General features: G+C 48.9%; 1 protein-coding gene. It reads right to left on the reverse strand.

The annotated features are described in order from the left end of the window. Positions 1-71: 71 nt before the first annotated feature. On the reverse strand, positions 72-15,332 hold the full coding sequence (gene lgrD / locus ACQ5DJ_RS05890) for a linear gramicidin non-ribosomal peptide synthetase LgrD (protein ID WP_429841613.1): 15,261 nt from the start codon (positions 15,330-15,332) through the stop codon (positions 72-74). Positions 15,333-15,377 lie beyond the last annotated feature (45 nt).

The raw sequence follows: 15,377 nt of genomic DNA on the forward strand, positions 1-15,377 counted from the left end.
AGTTTATCATTATTTTGATAATTTTCCCACCCGCCGCCATCAAATGAGGTGACGGATGGGCTTTCATTTTTTTATTGTAAAGCTTGTTCAGGCAATTTTAGTTGGCCGCTTCTGATAAAGTAATCGAGTACTTTACCAAAAACTTCTTCGTCGATTTCCGCGCATTCAATGTCGTTTTGGCGCAGCAAGCGAGTCGTTTTATTACCTACATAGACTACACTGCCTCTGCTTGTGTGGCCGTCTGTGAACAGGTTGCCGAGCGGAGCAGCTGAGTTGGCCTCGTTTCCTTTTTCTTTCGCATCTTCTTGCACCGCTTCAATCCACTCATCCATGGTGACTCGTTCCAAAACAAATCCTCTGTTTTGAATCGCTGAAATCAGGTCTTCGTAATCGGTTGCGTTCGGGTTGAGCAAGTGGAAGTTTTCGCTCAAGCTCTGCTCGGTCATAGAGAGATGAACGATTCCTTTACTTGCAAAATCAACTGGCATCATGTCCAGATCGCCGCTCATGTCAGGAGCTTTGCCCAAATCGATAATCCCTGCTGCAATTCTCCACATCAGGTCGTCCTTCTGGCATGCTCCTGTTTCGCTGTCCCCAGTCATCCGTCCGCAACGGTAGATCGCCGCTGGAATGCCGCGTTCACGTGCGAGATTGACGAGATGCTCGGCTACCCACTTGCTCTGTGTATAACCGGAAGTGAGGACGCGACTGTTCTCTGGCATGTCCTCTTCGCGGAAGGCCATGGATTCTTCCGTTTCTTCGGATGCAAACGTGAAAATTGTTGAGACGAAATGCACAGGCTTGGTCTTTTTGGCTACAGCGAGGCGGAGGATTTCCTCAGTCCCTTTAACGTTTGCTTTCTTCAAGGCTGCGTACGGATAGACAAAGTTAACGAGAGCGCCGTTGTGGTAGAGCACATCCACTTTTTCCGCCAGCTCGGAGAACTGATCGTCGGACAGATTGAGTCGTGGCTGTGCCAAATCTCCGATTACGGGAATGATCCGATGCGCCTGCTCCTCATTCCATAACTCGTATAGCTCTAATGTTTTGCGTAGTCGTGCAATTCCTTCCTCTTCGTCAGAAGCTCGAACGAGGCAGTAAATGTCAGCGTTTGTCATCTGTAGCAGGTCACGCAACAAGAAAGCACCTAGGAAACCAGTGGCTCCTGTCAACAATGCTGCTTGGAACTGGCTTGGATCACCCACGTACGGATGTTCAGGCTGAATCGCTGGATCGAGTACGACTTCATCCTTGAGATCCTTTGCGTCGATGTCATGGGAAACAGCAGAAAGACCGTGTTTGAGAATTTCCTCGATGGTCTTTGCCATACCCGCAATTGTCGGGGTCTCGAACAGGATGCGCAGTGGTACCTCAAGCTGCAGCTCTTCGCGAATCTTGAAGATAAGCTGGGTAGCGAGCAATGAGTGACCGCCAACTTCAAAGAAGTTGTCGTGCACGCCGATTTTGTCCATTTCCAGTACGGCGACCCAGTGCGTATGCAACATGATCTCGACTGGCGTTTGCGGTGCTACGTATTCGACGCCTGATTCCGAGCGGTCGTATTCCGGCTTCGGTAGCGCTTTGCGATCCAGTTTACCGTTCGGTGTCTTCGGTAAGCTCTCCAAGATCATAAAGTGTTGCGGGATCATATAGGCTGGAAGCTTGTCAGTCAGGAAGTGGTTCAGGTCATTAGACGTACTTGTGTGATTCTCTTCGAACACGATGTACGCTACTAGACGTTTGTCTCCTTCTCTGTCTTCACGAGCGACCAGCACGACTTCCTTGACATCAGGGTGGCGTCTCAGGACAGATTCGATTTCGCCCAACTCGATGCGGTACCCGCGGATTTTGACCTGGTAATCAACACGCCCCATAAACTGAAGATTCCCATCTGGCAAGTAGCGTACGAGATCGCCAGTCCGGTACATTCTCTCCCCTGGCTCACGGAATGGATTTTGCACAAAGCGTTCCTTGGTCAGATCGGGGCGGTGGAGATAGCCGCGTGCTAAGCCTGAGCCACTGAGGTACAATTCTCCCGGCACGCCTACCGGAACAGGTTTGCGATGGCTATCTAATACAAATACTTGTGTATTGAACTGCGGTCGTCCGATTAGTGGTTCGCTGATGGCTCCTTTTTTCACGATGGAATGTGTTGAGTAAACGGTGTCCTCTGTCGGTCCGTAGAGATTAAAGACTTTTTCTACGTTTTCAAAGGTATACAATTCCTGCGCCAGCTTGTTAGAAAGTGGCTCACCGCATAGGTTCATGACGCGCACCGATGCTGGAATAGCATTCATACGCACAAGCTCCATCGCTGCTGACGGAACTGTATTGATCAATGTCACCTGATTGGCTGCTGGTAAGGCTGGCAATTGTAATGCATTTTCCGCCATGATCACTTTGCCACCCATGGTCAGTGTGGCGAACATTTCGTAGACAGACAAGTCAAAGCAGATTGACGTAGAGAACAGTACGCCACTCATCTCCTCTGGTGTGAATGTGTCGTGTGCCCACGATAGGAAGTAGATGACACTGCGATGTTCGAGTGCTACACCTTTTGGATTGCCTGTTGAACCTGAGGTGTAGATGACATAAATCAAATTGTCGGAAGTCCCAAGCTTGGTCGGGTTCTCCTCGCTTTCGTCGGCAACTGCTTCCCAATCACTATCTAGGCAGATCACTTTGGCGTGGTGCTCAGGCAGAGTTGGTAGCAGATTTTCTTGCGTTAATAGGACTGGAACCTGTGAATGCTCGATGATGTAGGCAATGCGGTCTGCCGGATAGCTTGGGTCGATTGGCACATAGGCGCCGCCAGCTTTCATTATGGCCAAAAGTCCAATCATCATCTCGGTTGTCCGCTGTGCGCAGACACCGACGAGCACTTCGGGTCCTACTCCTTGCTTGCGCAAATAATGAGCCAGCTTGTTCGCTTGTCTGTTCAATTCACTGTAGGTAATCGTTTGATCTCCTACGATGAGAGCGATGTTGTCCGGGGCTTTCGCCACCATGTCCTCAATCATTTCATAAACGCATTTTTCTTTCGAATATGGCGCTTCTGTACGATTCCATTCGGTAATGAGTCGTTGCTCCTCTTCCTCACGCATGAGCGGTAGCAAGGTGATTGACTGATCCGGGTTGGCAATGATTTCTTGCAGAAGCTTGTGGAAATGATCAAACATTCGAACGATCGTACTATGATCAAACAACGCCTTGTTGTACTCCAAGGTAGCGATGAGACCGTCTGATGTCTCCACCATGGTCACCGTCAAATCGAACTTCGAGGTGACAGCTTCCGCGCCGACGTCAAAGCTGCTTATCTGAATTTCATCGACAGGATCTACCTGCATCGGGATGTTTTGCAGAATAAACATCACCTGGAATAGTGGCGAGTAGCTCATGCTACGCTCCAGCTGCAGTTCATCTAACAGTTTTTCAAATGGAACGTCTTGGTGTGCATAAGCTCCCAGAGCAGTCTCACGAACGCGCGCAAGCAATTCGCGGAAGCTTGGTTGACCTGACATATCTGTGCGTAAGACGAGTGTATTGATAAAGTAACCGATCAACTGCTCCGTCTCTTGTTTATTACGTCCCGCAATCGGAGTTCCGACGAGAATATCTTCTTGATTCGTATAGCGGTACAACAGAGTTTGGAAGGCTGCAACCAATGTCATGAAGAGTGTTGTCGTTTCTTTTCCGCTTAGATTACGCAATGCTTCCAAGAGGTCGGCTCCAAACTGAATGGTGAGCTTCTCTCCTTCGTATGTCTGTACAGGTGGGCGTGGTCGATCTGTTGGCAGTTGCAGTAATGGTTCGCTGCCCTTGAGTTTTTCTCTCCAGTACTCGAGCTGTCCATCAAGAACCTCTCCACTTAACCATTCACGCTGCCAGACGGCAAAATCTGCATATTGGATCGGCAATTCCGTAAGTGGCGATGCCAATCCTTGACTAAACGCTTTGTAATTGGTCATTAATTCGCTCATCAAAATTCCCATCGACCAACCGTCTGCAGCAATGTGGTGCATCACGAACAGGAACACAAAGTCTTTTTCGTCAAGCTGAACCAGATTTGCACGGAGCAACGGACCTTTGGTCAGGTCAAATGGCTCGAGTGTGGCCTGCTCGGCAAGGCGTTTGACTTCTGCTTCCCTTTCAGCAGGGGCCATAGCTCGCAGATCGGTTTGGTTCATTACCCAATCGTCCTGAGGGTGAACCACTTGAACAGGTCGTCCGTCATGAACCTCAAAGCGAGTACGCAAGCTCTCGTGACGATGTATGATGGCTTTCAAGCTTTCTTCCCACGCGAATGTGTTGAGGTCTCCTTGGATACGTAGGAAGGATGGGATATTGTTGACAGAGCTTCCTTGCGTGAACTGCTCCAGGAACCACAAACGCTGCTGGGTAAATGACAATGGAAGCGGTTCTTTGCGAGATACTTTCACAATCGGCGGAGCCATCTTGATGGATGTTTGTTTGGTGAGCATAACCAGCTGTTCACTAAGCCCTTCGACTGTTGGGTATTCAAACAACGTTCGAATTTGCAGCTCTACCCCAAAGATTTCCCGCAGGCGAGAAACTGTCTGCGTTGCGAGTAGGGAGTGTCCGCCTAATTCGAAAAAGTTGTCGTGTACGCCCACTTTCTCTATGGAGAGGATTTCAGAAAAAACGTTGGCGACCATTTCTTCCACTGGTGTACGTGGAGCGACATATATGGCTGTAAGCTGGGCCCAATCGGGCGTAGGTAATGCTTTGCGGTCAATTTTTCCGTTGACCGTAAGGCGAATTTCCGCAAGCCACATGAAATGCGTCGGGATCATGTACTCGGGAAGTTTCTCTTTGAGCCAGAGCTTGATTTCGTCTGTGGCCGTCTCCTGCTCCAAAGCATTGGTCAGATACGCTACCAATCGTTTGTCACCAGGTCTAGCTTCTCGCGCAATAACGACTGCTTCTTTGATTGCTTCATGTTGTCTCAATGCCTCTGCAATTTCGCCTAACTCGATACGGAACCCACGGATTTTTACCTGATCGTCGACACGACCGATGTAGTCCACGTTGCCATCTGGCAGATAACGAACGAGGTCGCCTGTTCGATAGAGTCGTTCTCCCGGTTGACCGAATGGATTCGGAATAAAACGCTCTGCTGTAAGCTCTGGACGATTCCAATAACCACGCGACAGACTCTCGCCACCAATGTACAGCTCTCCCGGAACACCGATAGGAACTGGCTGGAGATTTCGATCTAACACGTACAGCTTGGTATTCGGGAATGGACGACCAATAGTCAGGGCATTGTCAGCGTCTGTTAAAAGAGCGATGACCGTACCAACTGTTGCTTCCGTCGGTCCGTAGCAGTTATAAAATTTTCGTCCTTTTGCATAGTGGGCAACCAGTTCACGGCTGCATGCGTCTCCTCCCACCTCAAGGCAGACTAGATCCGGGTACTCTTCAACTGGTAGTGACGCGAGTACCGAAGATGCCATCGATACCTTGCTGATGCGACGTTCACGAAGGGTGCGAACGAGGTCTGGGCCTGGTAGCAGAGACTCACGATCTTCGATGACTAACGTTCCTCCAGAGAGCAGAGCCTGTAGCATCTCAGAAATGGAAACGTCGAAACCAAATGACGTAAATTGCAGGACACGGCTGGACTCGTTTATTTCGAAGTAGTTCATGTAAGCCTGAACCATATTCATCACACTGCGATGTTCAACAGCTACCCCTTTTGGCAACCCAGTGGTACCGGATGTGTAGATGACATAGGCGAGATTAGTTGCTACGACACCGCTTTGTGCGTTTTCTACGGAAATCTGCTCGTAGAACAGTTCTTCTTCATCCAAGCAGATGACTTTCGCGTTCGTTTTTGTGAATGGCTCTGCAAGTCTCTCTTGTGTTAACACGACAGCTGCTTGTGAATCTTCCAAGATGAAGGCCATTCTTTCTTCAGGATGAGCTGGATCGATCGGGACATAGGCTGCTCCCGCTTTTAATACACCAAGAATGCCAACGATCATTTCCATGGAGCGTTCCACGCAGATCGTAACCGTCGTATCAGGTTGCACGCCTTGAGCGAGAAGCAGATGCGCTAACTGGTTGGCTCTTTGGTTCAGCTCCGCATAAGTCATGTCTTGTTGTTTATACTCAAGGGCAATATGTTCAGGAGTTTTCGCGACTTGTTGTTCAAATGCCTGATGGATGCAAAGTTCGCGTGGATACTCCTTCTCCGTGCGATTCCAACCGATGAGTACTTGCTCGCGCTCGACATCGTCTATCAATGTCACGTCACCAAGATGCATCTCTGGAGTCTTGCTCATAGTGACCATCAGTTGGGTAATTTGGTTCAAGACCCTGTCGATCATCGTGTCATCAAAACGGTTTTGTTCATACTTGAGCTTGATGGCCACTTGCTTGCCTGGCGCTGCCACCAAGGTAAGTGGATAATTCGTTTGTTCGACTGCTGCTACGTCGTGGATTTCCAAAGAAACACTGGACGAAGCTGAACTGGACTCTTCTGTTTCTTGCACTGTTGCTTGTACAGCCGGATAGTTCTCGAATACGAGTATCGATTCAAACAGCGCAGATCCACGCGGCAATTCGCTCCATCCTTGGATGTCGAACAGCGGAGTGTATTCATATTGGCGTATCTCTAACTGTCTATGCTGCAAGTCTCTCAGCCACTCTAGCACCGTCGCGTTCGGCTGCAAGGATATCCGAACAGGTAAGGTATTGATGAAGGAGCCTACAATCGTCTCAACATTGGAGAGGTCTGCCGGACGACCTGAACCTGTCGCACCAAAAATGACTTCCTCTTCCCCGCTGTAGCTTCCCAGAATCCAGCCCCACGCCGCTTGTACCACGGTATTGAGTGTTAACTGGTGTTCGCGTACGAATTTTTGCAAGTGCTCGCTTGTCTCTTCTGACAGGAGGACGCTCTTCTCTTCGTATTGCTTCGGCCCCGCGGTGACTACTGCTTTGCTCATTCCCAAGCTGGTTGGCTCGTGGAAGCCTTTTAGTTGGTTTATCCAGAAGCGCTTGGCTTCCTGCATATCCTGACGTTTCAACCAAGCAATGTACTGGGAAAACGGCTGAGGATGTCCAAGTTTAACTTCTTGGCCTTCGCTGATCGCCGCATAATAGGCAAATAGTTCATTCAATACCAAAGGAACACTCCAACCATCAAGGAGAACGTGATGGAAGCTCCAAACGAAACGATACCTTTCTTCTCCTGTTCGGAAGACAACCCATCGTGACAAAGGTACATGTGTAATATCGAAGCTTCGTCTACGGTCTTCCTCTAGAAAAGCGATAAACATCTCATCCTGTACATCCGAATGCAGATGGCGCCAATCTTCCTGACGAAGAGAAACTCTAACCTCTTTGCGTACAATTTGGTGTGCTTGATTCAAACCTTCCCAGACGAAGTGAGTTCTTAGAATGGAATGGCGGTCCATCACTTTTTGCCATGCTTGCTCGAATACCGGCACATTCAGGTTTTTGAAATCAATCGCAAATTGGACGACGTAATCCCCGCTGTCGCTTGCATACAGGGAGTGGAACAGCATCCCCTGTTGGAGCGGAGAAAGTGTATAGATATCCTCGATGTGTCGGTCAGAGCCGATATGCTTGTCGATGCTCTTCTGATCCAATTCAGCCAGAGGAAAATCAGATGGGGAGTAACCGCCAGCTTCCTCAGTTGCACAATGGGCTATAATCTCACGAAGCGCATCCATGAAGTCCTTCGCGACTGCTGTAATCGTGCTCTCTAGATGAATCTTCTCACTGTATCGCCAAGTCATATGCAGTTGTTCCCCTGCAACGACACCATTTACGTCGATCAGGTGGTGTCGCCCCGCGTCCGAACTCAGGTTGGAACCGCTGGACTCAGGTGCCCCGCCAAATAAGGAATCGCCATCGACAATTTGATCGATTTTGCCCATGTAGTTAAACAGCACTTGTGATTGAATGCGGGCAATTTCATCGACAATATTCTGATCTCCATGGAGGTAACGAAGAACGCCATAACCAAGCCCTTTGTTTGGGATCGCACGCAGTTCTTCTTTGGTCGTCAAAAGTGCTTTTCCTACGGAGAATGTTTCGTCCCATTGAAGATGCACCGGATACATGCTGGTGAACCAGCCGATGGTACGGGACAGATCGATTCTCTCTGACAACTCTTCACGGCCATGCCCTTCTACGTTTACGAAAACAGAACGATTACCCGTCCATCGAGTAAGTGACTTCGCCAAAGCGGTTAGCAGGACGTCGTTGATCTGGGTGCGGTAAGCCTGCGGGACGTTTTGCAGTAGTGCTTTGGTTTCTTCTTTGGTCAATGTAGCGCTGACGGACTTTGTCGTTGCTTCTGTATTTTCACCAGCCTCTGTCACGTCCACAGGTAGTTGTGCTGAATCGACAGAGGATTTGCTCATCCAGTATCTTTTTTCGTTTTCCAAAGCATCTGAATTCGCGTAGCGCTCCAGTTCATCAGCCCATACTTTGTAAGATGTCGTTTTCGCAGGTAGTTTCACCTCTTGCCCTGCGGCAATTTGTTGATAGGCGTTTTGCAAGTCCTCGAGAATGATGCGCCACGATACCCCGTCTATGACTAAGTGATGGGCGACGATCAATAGACGATTGCGTTGGTCTTGACCCAAATCGAAATAAATGGACTGAACTACATGCCCTTCAAACAAATTCAGACTTGCCTGCGTCTCATCTGCAATCTTTTCGATGGCCTTGAACTGCTCATCTGGTGTAAGGTGGGACAGATTTTCGATCCGGAATGGAATCGCATCACTTGGCGCATCCATCTCTTGCTCCCAGCCGAGTTCTGTCTGTGTATAGCGCATGCGTAAAGCATCATGCTGAATGAGTAAGTGCCCTACCGCTTGTTTCAGTGCTTCCTGATCAATGCCTGCCTGGATGGAGAGCAGCACGGATTGATTCCAGTGATGTCTGTTCTCCAATGGAAGCTGGAAGAACCACTTCTGAATTGGCAAGAGTGGCAATTCGCCGATAATAGGACCTTGCTCAGCAAGGATCGCTTCTTTTTCCTCTACGACCTCTGCTAATTCAGCAATAGTTTGGTACTCGAATAATTGCTTCGGAGTGAGCCTTAGACCTGATTGATTCGCACGTGACACAATCTGGATACTGAGAATCGAATCACCGCCCAGCTCGAAGAAATTATCGTGTATGCCAACTTGATCAATACCGAGAACTTCTTTCCATATAGCGGCAAGCTGTTGCTCCTTCTCTGTAGTTGGTGAGACAAATTGTCCTTCCAACTCAGGACGATTGAAATCGGGTGCAGGCAAATTTTTACGATCTACCTTGCCGTTTGGTGTAAGCGGCAGATAATTTAACGGGATGAAAAACGCAGGAACCATGTAATCAGGCAGTACTTCCTTTAGTGCTTTGCGGATGTCACTTGTGGCAATCTCCGTGTCCTCTTCTAAAACAAGGTAGGAAGTAAGACGTTTCGTTCCTTGTTGATCCGTGCAGACAGTGACCACTGCTTCTTTTACCGCAGGATGTGCGAGAATGGCTGTTTCTACTTCCCCCAGTTCGACGCGGAATCCGCGAATACTCGTCTGATCATCTGCACGACCGATGAACTCAATGTTGCTGTCCGCCAGGTAGCGCACCAAATCCCCTGTACGATAGAGACGTGCTCCTTCTATTCCGCTAAAAGGATGAGTGACAAAGCGCTCTTGTGTCAGTTCGGGACGGTTCAGGTAGCCGCGCGCCAAGGAACTTCCACCAATGTATAGCTCACCAGTGACTCCTACGGGAACAGGCTGCATACGCGCATCGAGAATATAGATTTGCACGTTGTCAATCGGACGTCCAATGGATGGTGCAAAGCTTTGTCCTGCCCCTATCGGAACGATACCAGCTGTTGCTACGACTGCGTTCTCGGTTGGGCCGTATTGGTTCACCAGCGTAAACGGCAGATTCACACTTGAATAGTGATGGAGCTTGTCTCCTCCTGTCAGCATGTAACGAAGCTTGGTATGGCTCGGCCAATCCAGAGCCAGCAAGCTCTCTGTTAAAGGCGTCGGCAAAAAGCTGAGGGTGATCTCTGAATGGATGAGCCAATCACGGAGTTTATCCGGTACGAGACGGATTTCCTCTTCTGGCAAATAAAGTGTGGACCCTTTTGTTAAATAAGGCCAAATTTCCCATACAGAGGCGTCAAATGCTGTCCCTGAGATCTGCGATGCTCGATCTGCGGACGTGACATTATATACTCGTTGATGCCAAGAAATTAGATTGAGAAGCGCGGCGTGCTCGATCTCAACCCCTTTTGGCGTACCTGTCGAACCAGAGGTGTAGATGACATAAGCAAGCTGGTTCGTCGTAGTCATCAAGTTCATGGGAGTTGTCGTACTTTCTTGGGCGATCGACTCCCAATCTGAGTCTAGGCAAATCAATTGGCTCGTACCCGCAGGGAGTTTTTCTGCGAGACTGGCTTGTGTAAGTACAATCGACATGCCTGCATCCTGCATCATGAAGGCGAGGCGATCCTTGGGATACGCTGGGTCCATTGGTACGTAGGTACCGCCAGCTTTCATGATAGCCAGTTGACCGATCAGCATCTCGATAGAGCGCTCAACGCAGATCCCTACCAGATTTTCCTGACCGATTCCCTGTTTCTGCAGATAATGCGCCAGTTGATTCGCTTTGGTATTCAATTCCGCATAGGTAATAGATTGGTCGCGTGTGAGAACAGCCGGCTGGTTGGGCATTTCATACGCGATCTGATCCACCAGTTCATGCACGCAATGCTCCTTGGAGTAGGCAACTTCGGTGTTGTTCCATTCAGTTACTACCTGCTGCTGCTCCGTTTCTCCCATCAGTTGTAGAGCGGTGATGGCTTGATTTGCGTTGGAAGCAACGGCTTTGAGCAGCTGTGTAAAGTGTTCGATCATTCTTTCTACTGTGTTCTGATTAAAGAGAGATGTGTTGTACTCGAATGTAGCGGACAGGCCTTCTGCCGTTTCAGCCATCGTCAAAGTGAGATCAAACTTGGTTGTCTCTACCTGTTGACTACCTTTTGGTGGCAAAATGCGAATCCCTTCAAGTGCTTCTACCTGAACCGGAATATTTTGCAGAACGAACATCACTTGGAACAATGGTGAGTAACTGAGACTGCGCTCTAATTGCAGCTCGTCTACGAGCTTTTCAAAGGGGAGATCTTGATGAGAATAGGCTCCCAAGGCTGTTTCCCGCACAAGGCTTAGTACCTCTCTAAAGCTAGGGTCGCCTGACAAATCTGTTCGCATGGCCAATGTGTTGATGAAAAATCCAATTAATCCTTCTGTCTCTTGGTGACCGCGTCCTGCTACAGGAGTACCGACGAGAATGTCATCCTGTCCCGTATATCGATACAGGAATACTTGGAATGCGGCGAGCAACGTCATAAACAACGTCGTACCTTCGCGTTTGCTCAAAGAAAGCAGGTTCGTCATCAATTCTTTGTCATACATCAGTGTGATGCTGTTTCCTTCATAGGACTGAACAGCAGGACGCGGACGATCTGTCGGCAAAGCGAGTAACGGTTCTGCTCCGCCCAGCTTTGCACGCCAGTAGGACAGTTGTTTTTCCAATACGTCACCTGTAAGCCATTCGCGCTGCCATGCCGCATAATCTGCGTATTGTATAGGCAGGTTGGTAAGTTGCGGTACTTCTGATTTGCTAAATGCCTCATAGCAGGTAAATAACTCGCTGAGTAGAACACCCGCTGACCAACCATCAGCGATGATATGGTGTACGTTCAGCAGAAAGATAAAATCCTGCTCTCCTGTTTGAATAATCGTCGCACGCATGAGCGGCCCTGTGACGAGGTCAAACGGCTTTTTCGCATCTTCTTTGGTCAAGCGTTGTCCTTCGTCGTCTCGTCTATCATCTGGCAGCTCTCGTATATCCATTCTGCTCAGTTTCCAATCAACCTCTGGATGAATCACCTGAACAGCTTCTCCGTTAATGTCGGTGAACGTTGTACGCAAGCTTTCGTGACGGCAGATAATCATTTGCAAACTTTGCTCGAGGGCTTCAATGTTTAGCTCTCCTTGCAAGCGAACGGCAGTTGGGATGTTGTAGAGCGCACTGTTTGGCATCAAGCGGTCAAAGAACCATAAACGCTGCTGTGCAAACGAGAGCGGCAAATGTCGATCTCGTGCAACGGGTACGAGCGGAATACTGGAGAGTCCAGATTTGTCCTCGTTCATGGTTACAATCAATTCGCTGAGTCTGTTGACTGTCGAATGTTCAAATAAAGCACGGAGCGGTAAATCTACGCGAAACGCTTCTTTTAAGCGGGAGATGGTTTGCGTAGCCAAAAGAGAATGGCCTCCAAGCTCAAAGAAATCGTCGTAGCTACCGACTCGTTCTACCGAGAGAACCTGCGACCAGATGTTGGCTACCAGCTCCTCTGTAGGAGTACGGGGGGCAACATAAATACGCTGTGTGGAAAGTTGTCCCCAATCTGGTACTGGTAGTGTTCGTCGGTCTACTTTTCCATTAACCGTGAGTGGAATCGTCTCTAGCCATACAAAGCCTGCTGGTATCATGTATTCAGGTAACGATTCTTTCAGGAAAAGAACGAGCTCCTCCGCGGTTGGCATATCTCTCTTTGCTACCAGATAAGCGGCCAAGCGTTTGCCTCCCGCTTTTTCATCACGGACGATGACCACAGCTTCATAGACGGCAGGATGCTGTCTGAGCGAATTTTCAATTTCCCCCAATTCAATACGGAAACCGCGAATTTTGACTTGATCATCCATACGTCCAAGGAATTCGAGGTTTCCGTCTTCCAGATATCGAACCAGGTCACCCGTCCGATACAGTAGCTCTCCTTCTTTTCCGAACGGATGAGTGATAAAGCGCTCCTCTGTTTGTTCTGGACGATTCCAGTAGCCGCGAGCCAAGCCTTTTCCTCCGATATACAGTTCACCTGGTACGCCGATAGGCACGGGCTGCCTATTTGCATCCAAAACGTACATCGTCGCGTTGGCAATTGGACGACCGATTGGCGGATTGCTCATTCCAGCCTGGCAACGCATCATCGTGGAGCAGACCGTTGCTTCCGTTGGACCGTAGCAGTTGAAGAACTGGCGATTCGCCGCATAGCGTGCCACAAGTTCACGGCTTGGAGCTTCTCCGCCCACAATCAAGGTGCAAAGGTCAGGCAGGTCAGCTTCAGGTAGTGCTGCCAGTACGGAAGAAACCATGGATACGGTGGTAATGCGTTGTTCTTGCAAAACCTGGATCAGTTCAGGGCCTGGCAAAAGGGACTCTCGATCCTCTATGACTAGCGTCGCACCAGCGAGTAAGGCCATCACAATCTCAGACACCGATACGTCGAAGCTAAACGAGGTAAATTGCAGGACACGACTCGTTGGCTGAATATCAAACGCATGGATCAAGGCGTGAGCCATGTTTATCACACTGTGGTGCTCTACCATAACCCCTTTTGGCTGTCCTGTTGAACCAGACGTATAAATTACGTAGGCAAGGTTATGTTCTGTGACCTTGCAAGCAACGGTAACGATAGGTTCATTCGTTACATGATTGCTGTCTATACAAATGACATTCGCCTGTGTTGCTGGCAAGATATCCACAAGAGACTGCTGGGTCAGCAAAACATTTGTTTGTGAATCCTCGATCATATAGTCGATGCGCTCTTGCGGGTATGCCGGGTCAATTGGTACGTAGGCAGCTCCCGATTTTAAAACACCGAGTATACCGATGATCATCTCGGGGGAACGATGCACGCATATGCCGACGAGTGTATCTGGTTTTACCCCTTTACTTATGAGCTGATGGGCCAGTTGGTTTGCACGCTCGTTTAGTTCCTTGTAGGTTAGTTCTACGTTTTTATAGGTAACGGCAATTGCATCTGGTGATTTCTCCACTTGTTGTTCAAACGCCTGATGAACGCACAGTCCGCTCGGATATTCCTCCGCCGTCTGGTTCCACTGAACGAGGACCTGTTCACGTTCGTTTTCGCTGATCAGCGAAAGGTCAGCAATCCGTTGCTTGGCGTTTTTGGAGATGGAGATTAGTAGTGAATGAAGCTGATCAAGAACTCGCTCAATAGATGAAAGCTCAAACTGACTCTCATCAAATTTGACTTTGATATCGATTGTTTTGCCTGAAGCTGCAACCAAGGTAAACGGATAATTGGTTTGCTCCTCGGATTGTACATCTACGATCGAAAGCTCACTCTCTCCACTACCACCGCTAGAATTACCGACAGGCGTATTTTCAAAGACGAGAATACTCTCAAACAGAGATTGTCCACGCGGCAAGTCGCTCCAGCCTTGGATTTCCACTAATGGGGTATATTCGTACTGGCGGAAGTCGGCTTGCTGTTGTTGCAGAGATTTGAGCCAATTGATTACGCTCTCCTCCGCTTTTACCTGCACGCGGACAGGGAGCGTATTAATAAACAGACCGATCATCGTCTCGACTCCAGGCAAATCGGCAGGACGTCCGGATACAGTGGCACCGAAAATAATGTCGTCCTGTCCACTGTAGCGATTCAACAGGAGTGCCCATGCGCCTTGTACAATCGTGTTGACCGTCAGGCGATGTTGACGAGCCAATGTCTGTAATGATTTGGAGATTGCCTCGGAAACGGTCAGATCTAGCTCCCGATAATTTTTCTGATCCAGGTACGGGTTTTTGTACGCTCGACCGAATGAAAGTGGCGTGGTTTCCGTAAAGCCGTGTAGATTCGTGCGCCAAAACGCCTCCGCTTGATTCAAGTCCTGCTTTTTCAGCCAGACGATGTAGTCACGGTAAGATTTAACCGGAGGAAGTTGTACAGGCTGCCCTTTGCATAGCATGTTGTACGCCGCAAACACTTCCCCGAAGACTAGCGGCATACTCCATCCGTCTATCAGCACGTGGTGTAACGTCCACGAAAAATGAAAGGTATTCCTATTTAAATGGAATAGATTTAATCTCATCAACGGCGCTTCTTCGATATTGAAACCACGTTTGCGATCATCTTTGGTAAAGGTATGAAGAAACGATTCTTGTTCGGAGGAGGAAAGATGAATAATGTCATGTTCCACCAGGGAAACCTTCAGCTCTTTCAAGACAACCTGGACGTATTCTTTTACTTTACCGCCAATAAACCTGGTGCGAAAAATAGCGTGTCTGTCTACGAGGCATTGCCATGCCTGTTCGAATAACGGAATGTTCAAGGGACCTTGCAGCTTCAAACCCATCTGTACGATATAGGCTCCAGACTCTGGTTCCAACAAGCTGTGGAAAATGAGTCCTTGCTGCAAAGGAGTAACGGGATAATACGTTTCAATGTTATTCATCTTCTCCTGCCCACTCCCATAAAAAATTTGCCATAGAGGCGCCGT

The sequence above is a fragment of the Brevibacillus sp. FIR094 genome (genome assembly GCF_050477165.1).
In the GTDB taxonomy this organism is placed as follows: Bacteria; Bacillota; Bacilli; order Brevibacillales; family Brevibacillaceae; genus Brevibacillus.

Coding starts and splice junctions, on each gene's coding strand:
- lgrD (WP_429841613.1), bottom strand. CDS start 15,332: ATGAATAACATTGAAACGTATTATCCCGTTACTCCTTTGCAGCAAGGA.